Origin of the sequence: Micromonospora sp. NBC_00617 (assembly GCF_045161355.1) — a bacterium.
In the GTDB taxonomy this organism is placed as follows: Bacteria; Actinomycetota; Actinomycetes; order Mycobacteriales; family Micromonosporaceae; genus Micromonospora.
In genome coordinates, this window is sequence record NZ_CP107751.1 from 5,860,423 (window position 1) to 5,881,980 (window position 21,558).

Sequence of the window (21,558 nt, forward strand, 5' to 3'; positions counted from 1 at the left end):
ACGAGGGTTCGGTAGGCCGGGATGGTCGACGCCTCGGCCCCTGGACGACGCGACGCCTTGACGCCTCGACGTGACGCCTCGATGGCGCGACGACGCGATGCTCTAGACCGAGGCCGGGATCGTCGGCGCTTCGACGGTGCCGGCGCCCAGACCTAGGTCGAGATGGTCGCCGCGTCGGCGGCGCGGTGTCCAGACTTGGGCCCGGGAAGGTCGACGTCTCGGCGGCGCGGTATCGAGAGGCTCAGGCGGATTTTCCCGGCGTGACAGCGTGTGCTGAAGCCTCGGGAGTCGTAAGGCCCGGTAAACCCTCGGCGCGTGAAGCCCGTGAGGGTAAGCCCGGAGGGCGGATGACCTACACGAGCGACGAGGACGCTTGCAGGGCAGTAGGTCGACCTGAGGCACCCCTCTCGGTCCTCAGGGCGGCAGCGGCTCACTGAGAGGGCGCAGGGGGCACCTGTTCGTCTGTCCCGAAGGGCGGTTCCGCCGCCGGACTGATGCAGAGTGGCCCCGTTTCACGTGAAACGGCGACCATTCGGCACCGTCCGCGACACCATGGGCACGCCACCAAGGCCCCCGTCCCTCCGGGCGGGGCGACCCCGGCACCCGTCCATCAACACGGCGATGACGGGGTGCGCCGGCAACGACTGAGGGGCCGAAAAGTTATCCACACCCGTTGTCCACAGGTACCCCTCGTTTCACGTGAAACCCCGCGTGAAAGCGGGTGTCAGCCTGTGGATGACGGCCTGTGTTCGCGATCTCGGCAGCCTGTGGATATCGCTCTGGCGGTCAGCGCTGACGGGAACAGCGATTGACGATGAGCGCTGATCGGAAGGGTCGGGACCGGTCGAACAGGTAGGGACAGCGGTCCCAGACTCGGTTAGGGTCAGCGTCGTGCACGACACCCCTCCCTCAGTCCCGGACTTCACCCAGTGGCCCTCGTTCCCCTTCGAGGGTGACCTCCGCGTGAAGCAGCTCGACGACCCGGTCCCGGTCGAACCGCCACGCAAGGGCGAGGGCCTCCGGGAATGCACCGCCTGCAACGCGCCGGACGACGCCTACATCTGGGTGGGAGAGCGGTGGCGGGTCCGCGCCATGGACCGGCCGACCGGCCTGCCGATGGTGCTCATCCTGGAATCGCGGACCCACCTCGACCTGGGTGACCTGCCGAACCTGCTCGCCGCCGAGCTGGGCGTGATGACGGTACGTCTGGAGCGGGCCATCCGGTCGTTGGACGGCGTGGCGCGGGTGCACGTCAATCGATGGGGCGACGGTTCCGCCCACCTGCACATGTGGTTCCTGGCTCGGCCGTACGGCCGGCTTCAGTTGCGAGGGACCTTCCTATCCCTGTGGGATTCGATCCTGCCGCCGATCTCCGAGGAGCAGTGGCGGGAAAATCTGGCGCTCGTCGCTGCCTGGCTCGCCGAGTTCGGTGGCCGGCCGTTGGCCGAGCCGCCTCGCATCCAGTGGCAGGCGCCGTCGAGCCTGCTGGCCCAGTCCGCCGCGGCGGCGGCCCATGCCGCGGCGGCCCAAGAGGAGACCGTGTCGGTCATCGAGGCGGCCGAGGAGATTCCGGAGCCAGCAGTAGAGGGCACCCCCGACGCCGACACCCCCGGCCCTGGCGCTGACGGGGACGTTGGCGGCGGCCCGAAGATCCCGACCCTGGACACCAGCCGGGGAGCCGTGCCCTCCGACGAGCTGGCGACCGACGCCGGGGCGGCAGCGTCCGCTGCCGCGTCGACGCCCTCCAACAGGTCGGCAGCCGATTCCGTGACGGCCCCCGAAGACGCCCCCGAGCCGGCAGGCCATGAGCACCACCCGGTCATCCCGGCCCCGCGCAGCGCCCCCACCGTCGTCACCGATGACGGACGCATCCCACCCGACGTACGCGCGCCGCGCTGACCGCCGGTTCGGCCGTGGGTCGGCGAGAGGTCCGCGCGTACGGAACTCGCCGACCGCACGGCCGGCGGGCCGTGCGACGGATCGAGGCCAGAGTCAGGCCGGGCGGCGGGCGGCGGCCCGGGTCACCAGCGAACCCAGGAGGCGGCCGAAGTCCAGGCCGGCGGCCTGGACGGCCAGCGGCAGCAGCGACGTCTCCGTCATGCCGGGCGAGACGTTGACCTCCAGCACGTGCGGCTGGCCGGCGGCGTCCACGATCACGTCGACCCGGGACAGGTCCCGCAGGCCGAGCGCGGTGTGCGCGGCGAGAGCGACCTCGGCGACCGAGGCGGCCACCTCCGGCTCCAGCCGAGCCGGAGCGTGCCACGTGGTCCGACCGGCGGTGTAGCGGGCGGCGTAGTCGTACACGCCGTTGCGCGGCACGATCTCCACCGGCGGCAGCGCCTGCGGGCCGTCCCCGAGGTCGATCACGGAGACCGCCACGTCCATGCCGGGCACGTACCGCTCCACCAGGGCCGTCGAGTCGTACGCGAAGCAACCGACCATCGCGGCCGGAAGTGACGCGGCGTCCCGGACCACGGCGGCGCCCAGACCGGAGCCGCCCTGCGTCGGCTTGACCATGAGCGGAAGACCGAGCCGGTCGGCGATCCGGTCCAGCACGGCGACCGCTCCCAGTTCGGAGAAGCGGTCGTGCGGCAGGGCCACCCAGTCGGGAGTGGGAATGCCGGCCTCGCGCAGGACCGCCTTCGCGGAGGGCTTGTCCCAGGCGAGCCGGGAAGCGCGGGCGTCGCAGCCGACGTACGGGACGCCGCACAGGTCCAGCACTCCCCGCAGCGAGCCGTCCTCCCCGGTGGCGCCGTGCAGGGCGATCACGACCGCGTCCGGCGGGTCGGCCGCCAGGGCGGGCAGCAGTGCCACGTCGGCATCCCGCAGCTCGGCCTCGACGCCGACGGCACGCAGAGCGTCGAGCACCCGACGGCCGGAGCGCAGCGACACGTCCCGTTCGTAGGAGAGCCCGCCGGCGAGCACCAGCACACGCAGGTCGGCCGCGACGGCGGAATCGGTCACGGAGAAGCGCTCGACAGCGGTCGTACCCATGCCGGCATCATGCCAAGTCGGGACCCGGCACGTCGGAGCCGGGCCGGCCCCGCCGGCCGGCGGCACCGCCCACGGCGCCGAAGACGCGGCGCGTCGCGATCTCCTGCTCCATGACGCCGGCCAGTCGGCGGACGCCTTCGCGGATCCGCTCCGGGGGCGGGAAGCTGAAGTTCAGTCGCATGGCGCCGGTGCCCGTGCCGTCGGCGTAGAAGCCGGTGCCGGGCACGTAGGCGACCCGGGCGGCGATGGCGCGCGGCATCATCGCCTTCGAATCGAGCCCCTCCGGCAGGGTGGCCCACACGAAGAGGCCACCGGCCGGGGTCGTCCAGCTGGTGCCCTCGGGCATCAGATCGGCCAGCGCGTCGAGCAGTGCGTCGCGGCGTTCGCGGTAGACCTCGCGGTAGACCTTGAGCTGTTGCCGCCACGGCATGGTGCCGAGGTAGGTGGCCACGGCGGCCTGCGCGTAGCCGCTGGGGCAGAGGATCTGCGCCTCGCTCGCGATGACCAGCTTGTCGCGGACCGCGTGAGGCGCCAGGATCCAACCGACCCGCAGGCCGGGAGCGAACGTCTTGGAGAAGGTGCTGAGGTAGAAGACACCGTCGCGCCGCCGGGCCCGCAGCGGCGCCGGGGCCTCACCCTCGAAACCCAGCTGGCCGTACGGGTCGTCCTCGATCACGAGCAGGCCGGCGCGCTCGCAGATGTCGAGCACGCGTTCCCGGCGCTCCTCGCTGAGCGTCACGCCCGCCGGGTTCTGATAGGTGGGGATGGTGTAGAGGAACTTGACCCGCCGGCCGGTACGCGCGAGGTCGGCGATGGCCGTCTCCAACGCCTCGGGGATCAACCCATCGGCGTCCATCGGCACGTGCACCACCTGCGCCTGGGCGGCCTGGAACACCCCGAGCGCGCCGACGTACGTCGGGCCCTCCGCGAGCACCACGTCACCGGGGTCGAGGAAGAGCCGGGCCACCAGGTCGAGCGCCTGCTGCCCGCCCACCGTGACCACCACGTCCTCCGGTGAGGCGCCGCACGCGGCGTCGATCCCGGAGAGCGACATCACCTCGCAGATCCGCTCGCGCAGCTCCAGGGTCCCCTGCCCGATGCCGTACTGCAGGGTGGTCACACCGTGCTCGGAGCCGAGCCGGCCCAGCATCTCGCCGACCGCGTCGAGCGGCAGCGCGGCGATGTACGGGGCGCCACCGGCGAGGGAGACGACCTCGGGTCGACTGGCCACCGCGAAGAGTGCTCGGATCTCGGAGGCGGTCATCCCGCGTACCCGCCGGGCGTACCGGTCGGTGTAGTCGTCGAGTGTCGTGCCGGTCATGACCTCACCTCGATCGCTGCTCGGGTGGCTCCCGCCCCGGGTACCCCGCACGCTCGTGACCATGGCGACGGGACACCGATTGTCGATCCTAGTCGGCCGTGACCAGCCTGCCGCCGTACCGGGACGGATCGACCACATGGCGGACGTCCCCGGTGTGGTGGGCATTTGCGCGTCCCCTCCCGTCCGGTCGATCGGCGGCGTACGATCGCTCGTCGGGGGCAGGAAGGCGGCACTGTCGTTCCATGCCGGCCTCACGACCGAGCCTATTGTGGGGATGCGCCATATGTCGCGACGTCTGGTCAGCCTGACCCTCGACACGCTGGAGGACCTTCCGCGCCCCTGCCGCCAGTGCGTCTACTGGGAGCTGGATCCGGTCTCGGCCGACCGGGCCTGCGCCGCCGGTGACCCCGGCCTGGAGAAAGAGGCGTGGGTCTCCCAGACCCTGCTGGAGTGGGGCTCCTGCGGCAAGCTCGCGTACGTCGACGGCATGCCGGCGGGCTTCGTGATGTACGCGCCGCCGGCCTACGTGCCCCGCTCGATGGCCTTCCCGACGTCGCCGGTCTCCGCCGACGCCGCCCTCTTGATGACCGCCAACGTGGTCGCCGCGTTCGCCGGCGGCGGGTTGGGTCGCATGTTGGTACAGGGCGTCGCCCGGGACCTGACCAAGCGGGGGATCAAGGCGATCGAGGCGTTCGGGGACGCCAAGTTCGGTGACGCGGACGATCCGGTGGGCGGGTGTGTGGCACCGGCCGACTTCTTCCTCTCCGTCGGCTTCAAGACGGTACGTCCGCATCCCCGGTTCCCCCGGCTGCGCCTCGAACTGCGCACGGCGCTGAGCTGGAAGTCCGACGTCGAGTACGCGCTGGAGAAGCTGCTCGGGTCGATGAGCCCGGAGACCCTGCTCCGTCCGGTCCGCCCCGCCCCGGCCACCCGCTCCACCAGCGGCTGACGCGCTCGCCGTCGCACGGTCGTCAGTCGACCACCGTGCCGGCGGTCACCACCGCACGCAGCTCGCTGACGTCGAGGGAGCCGGTCGGCACGTCCCGTTCGATCGGGTAGTACATCCGCTGCACCGCGGCCACGATCGCCTCCACCACCCGGTCCCGGAAGCGGGGGTCGACGAGCCGGGCGCGGTCCACGGGGGAGGTGAGGTAGCCGACCTCGACCCGGACCGCCGGCATCCGCGTCAGCCGCAGCAGGTCCCATGCCTTGGCGTGCGTACGGCAGTCCCGCAGCCCGGTCCGCGCCACGATCTCCCGCTGCACCAACCCGGCCAGCCGCTCACCGGTCGCCGACGTCACCCCGTTGTCGGTGCCGTAGTGGTACGTCGCCACCCCTTCCGCGTCGGGGTTGGCGTGCCCGTCCAGGTGCAGCGAGATGAAGACGTCGGCGCCGAGCGAATTCGCCAGCAGTGCCCGGTCGGTGTCCGGCAGGCACTTGTCGGGCGCGGGACCGCGGGTGAGCTGAACCCGCACCCCGGACGCGGCGAGCCGCCCCTCCAACCGGCTCGCCAGGTCGTGTACGAGGTCCGCCTCCGTCCAGCGCAGCGGCCCGTCCGGCACCACCATGCCCGGATCGGTGCCACCGTGGCCGGGGTCGATGACCACCGTCTTGCCGACGAGCGCCGGCCCGGACTGGCGGATCGCGTCGGACTCGCGAAGCCACTGGGGGCGGCCGCCGACGACCTTGCGACCGATCCGGCGCAGCGCGTCCATGGTGTGCGGCCCGCAGGAGCCATCGGGGGTGAGCCCGACCTCGCGCTGGAACTGGGCCACCGCACGGGAGGTCCGGATGCCGTAGATGGCGTCGGCGCGGCCGACGTCGTACCCCATCTCCAGCAGTCGTTCCTGCAGCGACCGGACGTCCTCGCCGGTGAGCGGCTCGGGGATCGCGTGGTAGAGGGTGCGGGCGCCGAGTCGCCAGCGTGCGGCGTCCAACGCGCCCCAGGTCTCCGAGCCGACCCGGCCGTCCACGCTGAGCCCACGGGACTGCTGGAACGCCCGGACCGCGCGTTCGGTGTCCAGGTCGAACTCGTCGGTGTGCGGACCGGCGGCGGCGAGCAGGTCGAGGCCGGTGAGGATGGTACGGATCTCCGTGACCGCAGGTCCCCGGTCTCCGGCTCGGATCGGACGCACGCACGACCCCCTCTGCACGAATCTGGCTGGCCGGGCGGCCCCGGCTTGAGGTTATGCGTTCCGGGGCGGTCAGGTGGCTCGGCCTGGAAAAACTCCGTTCGTGCCGGCCGGGAGACGGCGAACCCCGCACCCGACGAGCGGGTACGGGGTTCGGAGTTGTCTCTGCGGATCAGAGGGCCGACTCGATGAGCCGGATCAGCTCGCCCTTCGGCTTGGCGCCGGCGATCGACTGCACGGGCTGGCCGTTCTTGAAGACGGTGAGGGTCGGCACCGACATGACCCGGTAGGCGCGGGCGGTCTCCGGGTTCTCGTCGATGTTGAGCTTGACGATGGTGACCTGGTCACCCATCTCGCCCGCGATCTCCTCGAGCAGTGGCGACACCTTGCGGCACGGCCCGCACCACTCGGCCCAGAAGTCCACCAGCACCGGCTTGTCGGCCTGCAGCACGTCAGCGACGAAGCTCGCGTCCGTGACCGCCTTGGTATTTCCCACTATTGCCCTCCTCCGGGATGTGTTTCCTGTTTCAGCTGAGCGTCGCGATGAACCGCTCGGCGTCGAGCGCGGCAGCGCAGCCGGTGCCGGCAGCGGTGATCGCCTGGCGGTAGGTGTGGTCGACCACGTCACCGGCGGCGAAGACGCCCGGCACGCTCGTCCGGGTGCTGGGGGCCTGGACCTTCACGTAACCCTCGTCGTCCAGCTCGACCTGGCCCTGGAAGAGCTCACTGCGCGGGTCGTGACCGATGGCCACGAACACACCGGTCACGTCCAGCACCTTGATCTCGCCGGTGTGCACGTTGCGGACCCGTACGCCGGTGACCTTGCCGTCGGCGCCCAGGACCTCTTCGACGGTGCTGTTCCACTCGACCTTGATCTTGTCGTTGCTCAGCGCCCGGTCGGCCATGATCTTGCTGGCCCGGAACGAGTCGCGCCGGTGGATGATGGTCACCGAGTCGGCGAATCGGGTGAGGAAGCTGGCCTCCTCCATCGCCGAGTCACCACCGCCGACGACGACGATGTGCTGGTTGCGGAAGAAGAAGCCGTCACAGGTGGCACACGAAGAGACACCGTGGCCGAGGTATTCCTGCTCACCCGGCACACCCAGCGGACGCCAGGCCGAACCGGTGGAAAGGATGACGGAGCGGGCCCGGTAGGCGGTCTCGCCGACCCACACGGTGCTCACCGCGCCGGCGCCGGAGTCGCCGGTGTCGACCAGCTCGACCCGGGTCACGTCGTCGGTGAGGAATTCGGCGCCGAACCGCTCGGCCTGCTTGCGCATGTTGTCCATCAGCTCGGGGCCGAGGATGCCGTCGGCGAAACCGGGGAAGTTTTCCACCTCGGTCGTGGTCATCAGCGCGCCACCGGACTGCACGCCCTCAATGATCAGCGGCTTCAGGTTCGCGCGCGCCGCATAGACCGCCGCCGTGTAACCGGCCGGACCGGAGCCGATGATGATCAGGTTGCGGACCTCGTCCACTGCCGTCTCCCGAGTTGTGTGTGTTCGGCGTCGGCGCGCGCACCGATGCTGATCCGAGTGCCGACGCCTGGGGGGTGCCGGCAGCTGACTTCCAGAACGTCATCGTACGAAGCGGGGATTCCCGAGCCGGGCATCGGCGTGGGTCAGGTCACGTGGACGCTCATCGCACCGATGACGGCGGATTCACCCTACCCGCGTCGAATACCGGCTGTCCGAGCCGGACCCGGGTACGCCACACTCGGGGCCGCTCACCCACGCCCAACGGGTCCCGGTCGCGTCGGTGAACCGGATGACCAGCGCCTGCTCGCCCTGGAACCGTGCGTAGTCGATCACCTCGACGGTCAGCGGAGCCGAGCCGTGCTCCGCCGCCACGGCCGACAGGCAGCCGGTCAACGCCGCCTCGCCGCTCAGCCGAGCCAGCTGGTCCGACCCGTCGGGGGCGGGCCGTCGATCCCCTTCGGCGTCCACCCCGGGCTGCACGTGGGGACCGCCGCTGGTGTCCCCCAGCAGCGGCGACGGCCGTGTGGTCGCCGTCTGGCCGAAGGTCTGCGGGGTGTAGTCGGTTCCGCTGTGCAGCGCGGGCCCGGAGGTGCGGGCCGCCCCGGCCGCCGCCACACCCTCGGGTGCGGCGGCCGGACGGTCCATGGCACCGCTGTCCGTGGTGTTCGTCGACAGTTGCTGGAGGCCCAGACCGACCGCGACGACGGCGACGGCCGCGGCGGCCACCGGAGCGACGGTTCGAGCCCAGCGGCGTTGTCGGCGACCCGGGCCGGTGGCTCTGCCGCGCCCCGACTCGGTCGGCGAGGGGCCGCCGGGGCGACGGCCGCCCTGCGCCGGGACACCGACCGGCGTCGCGGGAGCAGCCAGCTCGGGCGAGCCGGTGGCGCCGCTGAGGGTGGCCGGGGCGTCGTCCGTCGGGGTGTCGGCCGCGGCCAGAGCGGCGGCGATCCGTTCGGCGACGGCCGGGGGCAGCTCGGGGGAGGGCTCGGCCCAGCGGGCCAGCTCGGCGCGGACCTGCGTCACCGCGGGAGCAAGCAGCGCGTACGCCTCGGCCCAGGCCGGGTCCGCGTCGACCAGTCGGGCGATCTGGGCCTGCTGTGGTGTGCCGTCCAACGCGCCGCCGAGGTAGTCAGCGAGCAGGTCGGTGTCGACCTCCCTGAACCCCTCGTTCGTCACGCGTCCTCCTGGTTGGCGTCCTGCCGGTACCGAACCGACCCTGATCCGACGCCCTCGGCCGGGCGCGGGTTCCCCGGCGTGACGCCGGGCACGTCCGCGTTCCGGCCGGCCGGGGCCGGATGCGACGGCGTCGCCGGCCGCAGATGCCCGAGCAGCACCGCCAACCGTGCCCGGCCCCGGGCACAGCGGCTCTTCACCGTCCCCTCGGCGACACCGAGGATGCGGGCCACCTCGGCCACCGGGTAGCCCTGCAGGTCCACCAGCACCAGGGCGGCCCGCTGCTCGAGCGGCAGCGCGGCGAGTGCGGCGCGGACGGCCAGCGCCGTGTCATGGTCCTGCGCGGGCGCCGCCGGCTCGACACCGCCGGTGCCCGATCCGTCGCCGGACCGGTTGCCGTCGGGCAGTGGCACGGTGGGGTGCGTCTGCCGGCGTCGGATCCGGTCCAGGCACGCGTTCACCACGATGCGGTGCAGCCACGTGGTGACGGCGGAGTCGCCCCGGAAGCGGCCGGCCGCCCGGTGTGCCGACAGCAGGGCGTCCTGAAGGGCGTCGGCGGCCTCCTCGCGGTCGCCGAGCGTCCGCAGGGCCACCGCCCAGAGCCGGTCGCGGTGCCGGTGGAACAGCACCGCGAAGGCGTCCCGGTCGCCGGCGACGTGGGCGCGCAGCAGCTCGAGGTCCGTTGCCGCGTCGCGCCCGTCCATCACCACGTCCAGCGAATGGGGTGCCCGGGTCGTGCTGGCCGGATCACGAACCCTGGACCGTAATCTCCTGCACGTCCACCTGGAAGCCCCGGTCGCTGGGGGGCAACTCGGTGATCCAAAAGAGCAGGTACTGGTACTTCTTGTCGGCGTCGAACCCGTTGAACGTCATGGTGGTGCCGTCATGTTCCTCGAACGGCCGCCCGATGATGTTCTTGTCGGTGTTGTAGTTCGTCATCATCTGCTTGTCACCGTTGGAGGTCGACGGTGGGGCGATGGTGCCGGTGAGGAGCTGGGCGGAAGCACCCCTGGCCGAGAGCACCGCCTGCACCGACTTGACGCTGTGGGGCGCGCCGAGATCCAGCCAGACGCCCATGCCGGACTTACGGTTGCCGAACTTGGCCGCCGTGTACGTGTCGGTGCCCCATGCCGTGTCGGCGTCGCCGTCGGTGGTCTTCTCGGCGCCCTTCAGCTCGTCGCGCACCTGGCTGTCCGGGTCGATGATCCGAACGGCTTTTACGGTCAACTTGCGCACCTGCGCGGCTGCCGGGGTGGCCTCGCCGGCCGGAGCGCTGGCGGTGGGCGTGGCCCCGGCGGTGTTCTGCGGGTCCTTGTCGTCGCCGCCGAGCGCGCTGATCCCGATGAGCAGACCGACCAGGGCGACCGCCAGCAGGCCGGCGATGCCGATGGCGACCTTGCGACCACCGGCCGCGGCCAGCGGTGACGGCTCGTCCTCGGTGTCGGCGGCGAACCGCAGCGGCCCGCCGTTGTCGAGGTAGTGCTCCTCCTCGGCGGGCACGTCCAGCCGGGCCAACTCGGCCGCCAGCACGTCGGACGACGGCGGCGCGATCTCGGCGTCGAGCAGATCCATGGTCAGGTCGTCCAGGTACGCGGGCACTCCGGCCCGAACCTGGCGGGGTGCCGCGAGGGCGCCCCCGGCGTCCCGGACCGCGTCCGCGATGGCGGCCCGACCATGGCCGGCGGTGGCGCCGCGCAGCGGTGCCTCGGCGTGCGGCCAGTGACCGGTCAGTGCGAAGTAGAGAACGCCGCCGACCGCCCGGATGTCGCTCTCCTGGCTGTCGTCGCCGTCGGTGCGCGCGTCGGCCAGGACCACGCGACCCTCGTCGCTGATCATGACGGTGCCGGGATGGACGTTGCCGTGCACCATCCCGGTGGCGTGCACCGCGGCGAGCGCGCTGGCGACGGCGCTGCCGATCGCGGTGGCCCGCGCCGGGTCCAACGGACCCTCGGCGGCCAGGTCGCGCAACGACTGCCCGTCCACCCACTCACGGACCACGTACGCCCGCTCGGCCTCGTCGATCGCGTCGTAGACGCCGACCAGGTTGGGGTGGATGACCCGGCTGGCCGCGACAGCGGCCTGGAGCATCTCGGTGGCGGAGTCGCCACCCGGATAGCGCAGCACCACCGCGACGGGGCGGCGCAGGATGACGTCGACCCCGCGCCAGACCAGCCGACCCGCGCTGTCGTTGTTGATGTGCTCGACCAGCTCGTAACGCTCGGCGAGGATTTCACCGGCCGTGGGAGCACCGAAGGTCATGACCGGCGGAGCGCTCTCGTCCGCCTCCTGACCCTCGCCGACCTGGGTCACCCGTCCTCCCTCGGTGATCGTGTCGATCGATGGACCCGCACTGCTGGGCATGTGGCTTCCCGCTCTGCCGTCGAAGGAACCGGCCAACCGGTGTCGACGCGCAGCGTCGGCGCCTGCCGTACCCGTCGAGAGCGACCTTACCCGGGTTGCCCGTCTCCCCGACATGTCATCTTCTTGCCGTACCCGGCGGGGTGCCGGGAGTCGGGGAAGTCGTCCGGTTACGACCGTTGTCAGCCACGTTGCTGGCACATGTACTAGCCAATCTACGGCTTCACCGCAAGTGACCGACGTTGGGGCTGGACCTGGCGTGGTGCCCTCGCCAACCGCCTGTTCCCGCCGATCGGGGGACCACGCTCAGCCGTACGGCTGGTTATCCACAGGCCGATCCGGTTGCTGACCGGCGAATCGCGGAGTTATCCACAGGTGCATCCCCAGCCTGGTGATCCGTGGTCACGTTGCGTGTGGCTACGACTTTCGGTGCCCGGATCCCTGCGGTCAGCGACCGAGGCGGCGGCGGACCATGCCGACCACCTCGGTGATCTCCCCGATCCGCAGCACCATGGCGAGACCGAGGTACGTCGCACCGATCACCGCGCTGCCGATCACGAGCTGAACCACCGCCTGCAGCCAACTCGGCGTGTCGCCGCCGGGCAGCAGGCTCACCACCAGCAGGCCGACCAGGGCGGAGCCCAACGCGGCCACGACGACCCGGCCGAGAGTACGCAGGATGGCGCCCATCCCGATCCGGCCGACCCGGGGCCGCAGCAGCCAGGCGGAGGCGAACGCCGCCGCCAGGTAGGACACGGCGTTACCGATCATCATCCCGGCCGCCGCGAAGTGCGCGGCGAAGGCGACGTAGAGCACCACCTGCACCCCGATCCGCAGCGCCACCACCGGAATGTTGATCAGCGCCGGGGTGCGGGTGTCCGGCAGGGCGTAGAAGGCGAAGGTGAAGAGCTGGCTGATCGCGAACGGCACCAGCGCCAGCGCCGCGAGCAGCAGCACCAGTGAGGTGTCGGCGGCGTTCTCGTCGGTGAACGCGCCGTAGCGGAACAGCGTCACGGCCAGCGGGGTGGCCAGCACCGCGTAGCAGACCGCGATCGGGGCGAGCACCGCCGAGACGGTGCGGGTGCCCCGGGACAGGTCGGCGGCGACGTCGGCGTACCGACCGTCGGCTGCTGCCGCGCTCATCCGAGGCATCAGCGCCGTGATGATCGAGACGGCGATGATGCCGTGCGCCATCATCAGCAGCAGGAACACATTGTTGTAGATCAGTGGGCCGGCGGCGTTCTCCTTACCGGCCCGGTTCAGCAGGTTGAACAGCACGATCAGGCCGACCTGGCTGACCGCGACGTAGCAGAACATCCAACCGCCGAGGCGGCCCAGCTCACGCAGTCCGAGGGTGCGGAAGTCGAACCGGAGCTTCCAACGGAAACCGACCTTGCGCAGCGCCGGCAGCAGCCCGGCGGCCTGGATGGCGACACCGAGCAGGGTGCCGCCGCCGATCAGCAGGATCCGGCCGGTGGTCATCTCGTCCGGCTTGACGATCGTGGCGCCGAAGATCGCGATGTACAGGCCCGCCGTGGCGATCACCACGATGTTGTTCAGGATCGGCGCCCACATCGGGGCCGCGAAGTGCCCCCGGGTGTTGAGCACCGCGCTGATCAGCGCGCTGAGGCCGGTGAAGAAGATCATCGGCAACATCAGGTAGGACAGCGCCGTGACCAGATCCCGGAAGTCGGCTCCGGTCTTCTTACTGGCGTAGAGCGAGGTCAGCACCGAGGCGAAGGCCACCGCCACCAGCGCCGCCACGGCCAGGGCCAGCACCGCGAGAGTCAGCAGCCGCTGGGCGTACGCCTGACCGCCGTCGCCGTCGACCTTGCGCCGGCGCACCAGCACCGGGATCAGGACACTGGTGAGGATGCCGCCGAGCAGGAATTCGTACACCATCCCGGGCAGGATCTGCGCGGTCGTGTACGCGTCACCGACCAGCGCGCCGCCCAGCGCGGCGGTCAACGCGAGCGTGCGCAGGAAGCCCGTACCCCGGCTGACCAGGCTGCCGACCGCCATCACCGCGCTGTTGGCCGCGGCGCTCGCCTCGCCCACCTGCTCCTGCGGCGGGGCGGTCGATTCCATGGCCGGCTGGTTCAGTGGCTCGGCCGAAATGAACGTGGCGCCGTCGGAGGGGCGGACGTTGGCTCCCGCACCGCCGTCCCGCGCGGCGTTCGCGCTGCGGTAGAGCCCGCCGCTCATCTCCAGCCTCCCAGGGGTACGTCGAGCCGGGCGCGACCCGCACGTCACAGACCATAGTCAACCCCTGCCCGTTACCCGCGCCCGGCGGATCGGATCGCACCCCGGCCCGATAAGCTGGCGATCCCATGTCCGAAGCCTCCGCTCCTCACGCCGCCGACCGCCGCGAACTCACCGCCGCGCAGCGCAACGCCGTCGCCGAACTACTCCGGGTCTCGCCGGTCGCCGACGAGTTGGGCCGCCGCTTCGTTCGCGCTGGTCACGAGCTGCACCTGGTGGGCGGTTCGGTGCGCGACGCCCTGCTCGGCCGGCTCGGCGACGACCTGGATTTCTGCACCGACGCCCACCCCGACGAGACGTTGCGGATCATCAAGGGCTGGGCCGAGTCGATCTGGGAGACCGGCCGGGAGTTCGGCACCATCGGCGCTCAGCGCGACGGCCTCCGGCTGGAGATCACCACCTACCGCGCGGAGTCGTACGACCAGGTCAGCCGCAACCCGGTGGTGGTGTACGGCACCAGCCTCGACGAGGACCTGAAGCGGCGTGACTTCACCATCAACGCGATGGCCGTCAGCCTGCCGGAGCACCGCTTCACCGACCCGCACGGTGGCCTGGACGACCTCTCGGCCAAGGTCATCCGTACGCCGAGCACCCCGCGTGAGTCGTTCGGCGACGATCCCCTACGGATGCTGCGGGCGGCCCGGTTCGCCGCCCAACTGCGCTTCGCCGTGCACCCGGACGTGCACACGGCGATGACCGGGATGGCCGCCGACCTGGACCGGATCACGGCTGAGCGGGTGCGGGACGAGTTCACCAAGCTGCTCTGCGGCGCCGACCCGATCACCGGGCTGCGGCTGCTGGTCGACACGGGTCTGGCCGAGCGGTTCCTGCCGGAGCTGACCGGCCTGAAGCTGGAGATCGACGAGCACGCCCAGCACAAGGACGTCTACGAGCACACGCTGACGGTCGTCGAGAACGCGGTCTCCTTCGAGGAGGAGGGCTGCGACTTCATCCTGCGGATGGCCGCCCTCATGCACGACGTGGGCAAGCCGGCGACCAAGGCCGTCGGGTCCGACGGCCGGGTCAGCTTCCACCACCACGAGGTGGTGGGCGCGCGGCTGACCAAGGCCCGGATGAAGGCCATGCGCTACCCCAAGGAGATCACCGCGAAGGTGACCGCGCTGGTCGCGCTGCACCTGCGTTTCTACGGGTACGGGCGGGGCGAGTGGACCGACTCGGCGGTGCGCCGCTACGTCGCCGACGCCGGTGACCTGCTGCCCCGGCTGCACAAGCTGACCCGCTCGGACTGCACCACCCGCAACCGTCGTAAGGCCGCCCAGCTCGCTGCCGACTACGACGCGTTGGAGGACCGGATCGCCCGGATCGCCGCCGAGGAGGACCTGGCCCGGGTGCGTCCCGACCTGGACGGCAACGCGATCATGGAGCTGCTCGGCGTACCGCCGGGGCCGGTCGTGGGGCGGGCCTGGAAGCACCTCAAGGAGCAGCGTCTGGAGCACGGCCCGCTGGACCGCGACGCCGCCGAGGCCGAGCTGCTGCGCTGGGCCCGCGCCGAGGGCCTGATCCCCTAAGCGGCGCCCCCACGCCCCCGGCCGCGCCGATCTTGCACTTTCTGCCGTCGATATGGGGTCTGGTGCCCCCTGTGTCGCGACAGAAAGCGCAAGATCGACGCGGCCCGGGGCCGCGGACGTGACTGACTAGCGCGTCTCGACGGCCGTTCCGTCTACGGACGGGCTTTTGCCTGCGGGGGTGCCGTTGCCGGACGTGGACGCCGAGCCGAGCCGGGCCAGCAGGCCGGCCAGGTCGATGCCGGTCAGGTCGCTGCCGAGCTGAAGCCCCTGGGCGACGTTGCCGGCCACCGACTTCGTCAGCGACGACGCGCCGTCGGTGGAGATGACGGTCATCTTGTCGATCGCCCCGATCGGAGCGCTCGCCGCCTCGACCACCTGCGGCAGCACCTTGACCAGCAGGTCCAGCACCGCGGCCTCGCCGTACGCCGCGAACGCCTCGGCCTTGCGGGCCATCGCGTCGGCCTCGGCCTCGCCCTTCGCCAGGATGGCCGCCGCCTCGGCCGTACCCTCCCGCTCGACCGCCTCGGCGATCGCGGAGCGCCGCCGCTGCTCGGCCTCACCCTCCTTGGCGCCCTCGATCGCGTTCGCCTCGGCGAGCGCGGCCCGTCGGGCGCGCTCGCCCTCACCGGTGAGCCGTGCCTGCTCGGCGGAGGCCTGCGCGGCGGCGATGACGGCCTGTCGCTGCGCGTCGGCGCTCAGCACCGCCGCGTTGCGGGCCGCCTCGGCCTCCTGCTCCACCTTGTACCGGGCGGCGTCGGCGGGCTTGCGCACCTCGGTGTCCAGCTGACGCTGCTTGAGCTCGGCGTTGCGCTCCGCCACCTTCTGCTGCTCGGAGAGGATCGCCTGGTCCCGCTCGGCCTGGGCGAGTGGCCCGGCCGCAGCAGACTTGGCCTTCGCCGCGTCGATCTCCGCCTGGATGCCGGCCTGCTTGAGGGCCAGGTTCCGGTTCGCCTCCGCGATGGCCTCCTCGGCGAGCAGCCGCTCCTGCTCGGCCTGCTGCCGGGCCCGTGCCTCGGCGATCGCCGCGTCCTTGAGCACCCGGGCCGCCTCGGGTCGCCCCAGATCCTGGAGGTACGAACCCTCGGCGAGGATGTCCTGGAGCTGGAAGGTGTCCAGCACGAGACCCTGGTTGGTCATCGAGTGCTCGGCCTCCTCGGCCACCGCGCTGGCGAACGCCGCCCGGTCCCGGATGACCTCCTCGACGGTGAGCCGGCCGACGATCGAGCGCAGCGCGCCGGCCAGCACCTCCCGGGTGAAGTTGTCGATCTCGTCCTGCTGGTGCAGGAACCGCTGCGCCGCTGCCCGGATCGCGTCCTCGGTCCCGCCGACCTTGACGATCGCCACGCCGTGCAGGTCGGCACGGATGCCCTGCTTGCTGACCGCGCCCCGGATGCCGACGTCGATCCGACGGCTGGACAGGTCGAGCGACTGGAGCTTCTGCACCACCGGGAGCACGAAGACCGAGGCGCCCAGCACCACCTTCTGCCCGGAATTGTCGGTCGACCGGGCGCCGTCGGCGGTCTGCGTGGTGCGGCCCTTGCGGCCGGTGACGATGAACGCCTCGTTCGGCCCGGCCACCTTGATCCGAGAGAGAACGAAGAACACCAGGACGAGCGCGAGGAGAACCGCGCCGCCGACAGCTATCAACAGGGGCATGAAGGGGTAGTCCCGTCTGTGAGGAGGAATCAGTAGGTTTCGACGTGCACGCTGGTCTCGCTGAGCGCCTGTACGACGAAGATCTGAGCCCCGACCGGGATCGGCTGGTCGGCGCGGGCGTTGAGCTTGACCGGCTGGCCGGCCACGCGTACCCGCACCTCGCCGTACCCGTTCACCGGCACCGGGGTGACCACCAGGCCGAGCGCGCCGACCAGGTCGTCCCGGGTGGGGGTGGGGTCAGTGCGCATGTTGCGCGCCGCCCGACTGAGCCGTGACGCCAACCACGCCGTGGGCACGGCCGCGAGCAGGCCGCCGGCCGCCGCACCCGCGATCAGCGCGGGGGTACGCGCGCCGAGCAGCTCGTTGACGATCGCCCCGCCGAACCCGAAAGCGCCGGCGAACCCGGCGACCGTCTCGGTGGAGATCGGCCCGTCCGCGTCGGCGTGCCCGAAGTGCAGCAGCTCGCTGCCGAGCAGGGCGAGTGCCAGCACACCGACACCCGCCCCACCGATGATCAGAAAGATGAGCGTCCCCGTGGCCACGACCTGCACGGTATCGGTGTCGCGCAACGATGATCACCGGTCGAACGGCTCAGCGTGGTGCCACACCCACCTCCAACTCGACCAGCTGTTTGGGCAGTGGCTGGCGGACGAGTTCACGCCCCGTCGTGTCGGCGAGCACGAAGTCGCCCGACCCGTACGGCCGCCGGTAGAGCAGTCTGTCGTCGCCGACCCAGGTGACGTCAGCGGTGGGCAGCGGGTTGACCACGCGCCCGGTGGTCGTCTCCACCAGCAGCGGCTCCTGCTGGCCCTGGACGACCACCAGCTTGCCATCGGGCGACCAGGCCCACGGCCCGGCCGGGTCGCCGGGTAGCGGTTCGAACCGGGTCGGTCGTCCGTCGTCGGCCGAGAACATCTGCACGCCCCTGCGGGGGTGTCGGGTCGATTCGGACCGGGGCTTGCCGTCGGCGGTCTGCTGGAGTGCCACCTCGCGGCCGTCCCGGGTCCAGACGAAGAAGCAGTGGTCGGTGCAGAAGAAGCGCTCCCGGGAGACCGGGTACGTGCGCCGTGCGCCGTCCCGCTCGACCACGATGAAGCCGAAATGATCCACCTGGTCGGTGGTGAACAGCAGGCGCCGACCGTCAGGTGACCACGCCGGGCGGGTCAGGGCGCGGCCGACCTGGTGCCAGCGGGTCTTGCCGGTAGCCAGGTCGACCAGGCCGACCTCGCGTGGACGGTTCTCGTCGACGACGGCGACCAGCGAGCCGGTCGGCGCGGGGTAGATCCCGTCGTAGCGGTCGGTGGGAACGTAGCGGCCCCGGCTCCGGTCCAGCAGAAACCCGTTCCCCGACCCGCCACCGACCTGTGCACGGGTCACCACCCAGTCGCCGGGCAGCACCAGCGGCGCGGCGGTCCAGTTCGCACCGGGGGCGGGCCGGAGCGACGGCGACGGGCTGGCGGTCACGGGTGGCGTCGCGGGGAGCGGGGCCGACCGGGGCCGGAGCAGCACGAACGGCACGGCCGTCGCGACGACCGCGACCAGCACGGCCGCGCCGGCGGTCATCCGTCGCCGACGGCGCAGCCGGCGACCCCGGCCGAGCGCCCGGACGGCAAGGCCCGGAGCGGGCGCGGCGCCCCCGGCGAGGTCCCGCACGGCCCGGCGGAGCATCTCGTCCAGCTGCGTGGTCATCGCGTCACCTCCGGGTGGCTGGTCAGCTCGTCCAGCCCTGGTACCAGGTGCCGGAGCCGTGCCAGTGCCTTGGCGCTCTGGCTGGCGACCGTGCCGGCACGGCAGCCGAGCAGCGTCGCGGTCTGCTCGACGCTCAAGTCCTCCAGGTAGCGCAGGGTCAGCACGGCCCGCTGCCGGGGCGGCAGCGCCCGCAGCGCCTCCAGCAGCAGCAACCGCAGGTCGGTCTCGCGGCCGCCGTCGCCGTCGGCCGCCCGTTCCGGCAACTCCGCCACGGGCACCTCCGCGCGCCGCGCCCGTCGGCGCCAGCCGGACACCTGGTCGTGGTAGAGGATGCGCTTCACGTACGGCTCGGCGTCACCCCTGATCCGCGGCCAGCGGGCGTACGCCTTGGCCAGCGCGTTCTGCAGCAGGTCCTCCGCCGCGTGCTGGTTACCGGCCAGCGCGTACGCGACGCGCAGCAGAGCCGCGCCCCGCTCCTGAACGAACGTGGTGAACTCCCCGTCGACCTCCGCCACCGTCCACCTCCGTAGTTCAGACGCCGGGCGGCGACGAAACTTTGCCTCGCCGCGCGGGACAATGGCGGCATGCGCTGGACCGTGCTCGACTCACCGATCGGCGAGTTCTCCGTGGCCACCGACGGTACGACCGTCTGTGGCGCCCACTTCGGCCGCGTCGATGGGGCGGCCGTCGAGCCCGACGACCCGCTGTCTCGGCAGACCGTCGACGAGCTGCTGGCGTACTTCCGCGGTGAGCTGAGCGCGTTCACCGTGCCCGTGTCGCCGCCGCGCGGCTCCGAGTTCGAGCGGGCGGTGTGGCGGGAGATGACGCGCATCCCGTACGGCGAGACGCTGACCTACGGCGAGGTGGCGCGGCTGGTCGGAGATCCCGGAGCGGCGCGGGCGGTGGGGGTGGCCTGCAACCGCAACCCGATCCCGGTGATCGTGCCCTGTCACCGGATCGTCGGCGCGGGCGGCAAGTTGGTCGGCTTCGGCGGGGGCCTGCCGCGCAAGGTCAAGCTGCTGGAGCTGGAGGCGAGCGTCGCGCTGCGGCACGCCTGGTCCTGACCTCGGGCGCGACGGCGGGCGGAACGCGGCGAGGGCCGGGTCCCTGACGGACCCGGCCCTCGGCCGTGCTGGTGCTCAGCGGGTCAGCGCGCCACCTCGCCGGCGATGAACTCCTCCACGGCCTGGTGGGCGTCGTGGTCGGCGTACTGCACCGGCGGGGACTTCATGAAGTACGACGAGGCCGACAGGATCGGGCCGCCGATCTTCCGGTCCAGGGCGATCTTCGCGGCGCGCACCGCGTCGATGATGACGCCGGCCGAGTTCGGCGAGTCCCACACCTCGAGCTTGAGCTCCGCGTTGAGCGGGGTGTCGCCGAACGAGCGACCCTCCAGGCGGATGTACGCCCACTTGCGGTCGTCCAGCCACGGCACGTGGTCCGACGGGCCGATGTGCACGTCGCTCTTGCTCATCTCGTGCGGGATCTGCGAGGTCACCGACTGGGTCTTCGAGATCTTCTTCGAGACCAGCCGCTTGCGCTCCAGCATGTTCATGAAGTCCATGTTGCCGCCGAAGTTGAGCTGGTACGTGCGCAGCAGCTCGACACCGCGGTCCTCGAAGAGCTTCGCGAGCGCGCGGTGCACGATCGTCGCGCCGACCTGGCTCTTGATGTCGTCACCGACGATCGGCAGACCCGCGTCGGTGAACTTCTGGGCCCACTCGGGGTCGGAGGCGATGAAGACCGGCAGGGCGTTGACGAACGCGCAGCCGGCGTCGATCGCGGCCTGGGCGTAGAACTTGGCGGCCTGCTCGGAGCCGACCGGGAGGTAGCAGACGACGACGTCGACCTGCGCGTCGCGCAGCGCCTGCGCCACGTCGACCGGGGTGGCGTCCGACTCCTCGACGATCTCGCGGTAGTACTGGCCCAGACCGTCGAAGGTCGGGCCGCGCTGCACGGACACGCCGGTCGGCGGCACGTCGCAGAGCTTGATGGTGTTGTTCTCGCTGGCGACGATCGCCTCCGCGAGGTCCATGCCCACCTTCTTGGCGTCCACGTCGAATGCCGCGACGAACTCCACGGCGTTGACGTGGTAGTCGCCGAAGGCGACGTGCATGAGACCCGGGACGCGGTCGTTCGGGTCGGCATTGCGGTAGTACTCGACGCCCTGAACCAGGGACGAGGCGCAGTTACCCACACCGACGATGGCGACGCGGACGGAGCCCATAGCGTCTGCCTCCTTCTTTTCTGTCACGGCCGCTCTTTCCTGGTCTCTCCAGGTGGAGGCGGGCTGTTGTCTTCTCGTCGGCCACCGGCCGTCCCGTGCGGGACTGTCGGGGCTCGGCCGGAGCGCTCGTTGGCGATGAGCTCCTCCAGCCAGCGGACCTCACGCTCACAGGCGTCCAGGCCGTGGCGCTGCAGTTCCAGGGTGTAAGCGTCGAGGCGCTCGGCCGCCCGGCCCAGCACGTCGCGAAGTCCTTCGCGACGTTCCTCGATCTTGCGGCGGCGACCCTCCAGAATGCGCAGGCGGGTCGCCTGGTCGGTACGGGCGAAGAACGCGAAGTGCACACCGAAACCCGTGTCGTCGTAGGTCTCGGGCCCGGCCTGTGCGATCAGCTGAGCGAAGCGTTCCTTACCCTCCGCGGTGATTTTGTAGACCACCCGACCTCGTCGGCTGGTCAGCGCGGGAACCTCCTCGGCGGTGGCGGGTGTCTCGGCAGCTTCGATGATCCATCCCGCCGCCTGCAACCTGCGCAGGGTCGGGTAGAGCGAGCCGTAGCTGATCGCCGCCCGGATCGCGCCGAGTTTGGCGGTCAACTCCTTGCGCAGCTCATAGCCGTGCATCGGAGACTCCTGCAGGAGGCCGAGGATGGCGAATTCCAGCACGGGCCACCCTCTCTTTACCCTCCGACGCGGAGCGGTAACCGCCGCGATGTATCGGACCGATACATCGCACGTTAGCGGTT

General features: G+C 71.4%; 19 protein-coding genes. 4 read left to right on the forward strand and 15 right to left on the reverse strand.

Features of this window, described 5'->3' with window-relative positions; genetic code table 11:
• Window positions 1-891 precede the first annotated feature (891 nt).
• Window positions 892-1,899 carry a hypothetical protein gene (locus tag OG505_RS27015; protein WP_405428755.1) on the forward strand — a complete coding sequence of 336 codons (1,008 nt, stop codon included), beginning with the start codon at window positions 892-894 and terminating at the stop codon, window positions 1,897-1,899.
• A 93-nt stretch (window positions 1,900-1,992) separates the two neighbouring features.
• Here the strand turns inward: OG505_RS27015 and OG505_RS27020 are convergent, their stop codons facing one another.
• Window positions 1,993-2,994 carry a D-alanine--D-alanine ligase gene (locus OG505_RS27020; RefSeq protein ID WP_405428757.1) on the reverse strand — a complete coding sequence of 334 codons (1,002 nt, stop codon included), beginning with the start codon at window positions 2,992-2,994 and terminating at the stop codon, window positions 1,993-1,995.
• Between the two features lie 7 nt (window positions 2,995-3,001).
• On the reverse strand, window positions 3,002-4,315 hold the full coding sequence (locus OG505_RS27025; protein WP_234588687.1) for a PLP-dependent aminotransferase family protein: 1,314 nt from the start codon (window positions 4,313-4,315) through the stop codon (window positions 3,002-3,004).
• A 283-nt stretch (window positions 4,316-4,598) separates the two neighbouring features.
• Here OG505_RS27025 and OG505_RS27030 point away from each other — a divergent pair, with 283 nt between their 5' ends.
• Window positions 4,599-5,264 (forward strand): GNAT family N-acetyltransferase, encoded by a 666-nt coding sequence (locus OG505_RS27030; protein ID WP_405428758.1) that lies wholly within the window; start codon window positions 4,599-4,601, stop codon window positions 5,262-5,264.
• Window positions 5,265-5,286: 22 nt separating this feature from the next.
• On the opposite strand, the gene OG505_RS27035 is transcribed toward OG505_RS27030, so the two are convergent.
• The 7 genes from OG505_RS27035 to murJ all read right to left on the reverse strand — a co-directional run bounded on the left by OG505_RS27035 (window position 5,287) and on the right by murJ (window position 13,661).
• On the reverse strand, window positions 5,287-6,450 hold the full coding sequence (locus OG505_RS27035) for an N-acetylmuramoyl-L-alanine amidase (RefSeq protein ID WP_234588685.1): 1,164 nt from the start codon (window positions 6,448-6,450) through the stop codon (window positions 5,287-5,289).
• A 169-nt stretch (window positions 6,451-6,619) separates the two neighbouring features.
• Window positions 6,620-6,943 carry a thioredoxin gene (gene trxA / locus OG505_RS27040; protein ID WP_405428760.1) on the reverse strand — a complete coding sequence of 108 codons (324 nt, stop codon included), beginning with the start codon at window positions 6,941-6,943 and terminating at the stop codon, window positions 6,620-6,622.
• A gap of 31 nt (window positions 6,944-6,974) precedes the next feature.
• Window positions 6,975-7,925 carry a thioredoxin-disulfide reductase gene (gene trxB / locus OG505_RS27045; protein ID WP_405428762.1) on the reverse strand — a complete coding sequence of 317 codons (951 nt, stop codon included), beginning with the start codon at window positions 7,923-7,925 and terminating at the stop codon, window positions 6,975-6,977.
• Window positions 7,926-8,108: 183 nt separating this feature from the next.
• The gene (locus OG505_RS27050) at window positions 8,109-9,101 is read right to left on the reverse strand and encodes a hypothetical protein (protein WP_405428764.1); all 993 of its coding nucleotides are present in this window, start codon (window positions 9,099-9,101) and stop codon (window positions 8,109-8,111) included.
• Window positions 9,098-9,802 carry an RNA polymerase sigma factor SigM gene (sigM, locus tag OG505_RS27055; protein ID WP_405428766.1) on the reverse strand — a complete coding sequence of 235 codons (705 nt, stop codon included), beginning with the start codon at window positions 9,800-9,802 and terminating at the stop codon, window positions 9,098-9,100. Before sigM ends, OG505_RS27050 begins: the two co-directional genes overlap by 4 nt.
• A 43-nt stretch (window positions 9,803-9,845) precedes the next feature.
• Entirely contained in the window at window positions 9,846-11,459 is a 1,614-nt protein-coding gene (locus OG505_RS27060) for a protein kinase family protein (protein WP_405428768.1), read from the reverse strand.
• 444 nt (window positions 11,460-11,903) lie between these two features.
• Window positions 11,904-13,661: a murein biosynthesis integral membrane protein MurJ gene (gene murJ / locus OG505_RS27065; RefSeq protein ID WP_405428770.1), complete on the reverse strand. Its 1,758-nt coding sequence runs from the start codon at window positions 13,659-13,661 to the stop codon at window positions 11,904-11,906.
• Window positions 13,662-13,786: 125 nt separating this feature from the next.
• On the opposite strand from murJ, the gene OG505_RS27070 reads away from it, so the two are divergent.
• Window positions 13,787-15,247: a CCA tRNA nucleotidyltransferase gene (locus OG505_RS27070; RefSeq protein WP_405428772.1), complete on the forward strand. Its 1,461-nt coding sequence runs from the start codon at window positions 13,787-13,789 to the stop codon at window positions 15,245-15,247.
• Window positions 15,248-15,373: 126 nt separating this feature from the next.
• Here OG505_RS27070 and OG505_RS27075 read toward each other — a convergent pair whose 3' ends face one another.
• The 4 genes from OG505_RS27075 to OG505_RS27090 are packed head-to-tail and all read right to left on the reverse strand — an operon-like array spanning window position 15,374 to window position 19,107.
• Window positions 15,374-16,903: a flotillin family protein gene (locus OG505_RS27075; protein WP_405428774.1), complete on the reverse strand. Its 1,530-nt coding sequence runs from the start codon at window positions 16,901-16,903 to the stop codon at window positions 15,374-15,376.
• 29 nt (window positions 16,904-16,932) lie between these two features.
• Window positions 16,933-17,454, reverse strand: coding sequence for a hypothetical protein (locus OG505_RS27080; RefSeq protein ID WP_405434734.1), 522 nt, complete (start codon window positions 17,452-17,454; stop codon window positions 16,933-16,935).
• A 40-nt stretch (window positions 17,455-17,494) separates the two neighbouring features.
• Window positions 17,495-18,592 (reverse strand): TolB family protein, encoded by a 1,098-nt coding sequence (locus OG505_RS27085; protein WP_405428776.1) that lies wholly within the window; start codon window positions 18,590-18,592, stop codon window positions 17,495-17,497.
• On the reverse strand, window positions 18,589-19,107 hold the full coding sequence (locus OG505_RS27090; protein WP_405428778.1) for a SigE family RNA polymerase sigma factor: 519 nt from the start codon (window positions 19,105-19,107) through the stop codon (window positions 18,589-18,591). Before OG505_RS27090 ends, OG505_RS27085 begins: the two co-directional genes overlap by 4 nt.
• 69 nt (window positions 19,108-19,176) lie before the next feature.
• On the opposite strand from OG505_RS27090, the gene OG505_RS27095 reads away from it, so the two are divergent.
• A complete protein-coding gene (locus OG505_RS27095) occupies window positions 19,177-19,656 on the forward strand; it encodes a methylated-DNA--[protein]-cysteine S-methyltransferase (RefSeq protein ID WP_405428780.1) in 480 nt (159 codons plus the stop codon).
• Window positions 19,657-19,739: 83 nt separating this feature from the next.
• Here OG505_RS27095 and OG505_RS27100 read toward each other — a convergent pair whose 3' ends face one another.
• The gene (locus OG505_RS27100; RefSeq protein WP_405428782.1) at window positions 19,740-20,819 is read right to left on the reverse strand and encodes an inositol-3-phosphate synthase; all 1,080 of its coding nucleotides are present in this window, start codon (window positions 20,817-20,819) and stop codon (window positions 19,740-19,742) included.
• A 23-nt stretch (window positions 20,820-20,842) separates the two neighbouring features.
• Window positions 20,843-21,478, reverse strand: a complete 636-nt coding sequence (locus OG505_RS27105; RefSeq protein WP_405428784.1) for a PadR family transcriptional regulator — start codon at window positions 21,476-21,478, stop codon at window positions 20,843-20,845.
• Window positions 21,479-21,558 lie beyond the last annotated feature (80 nt).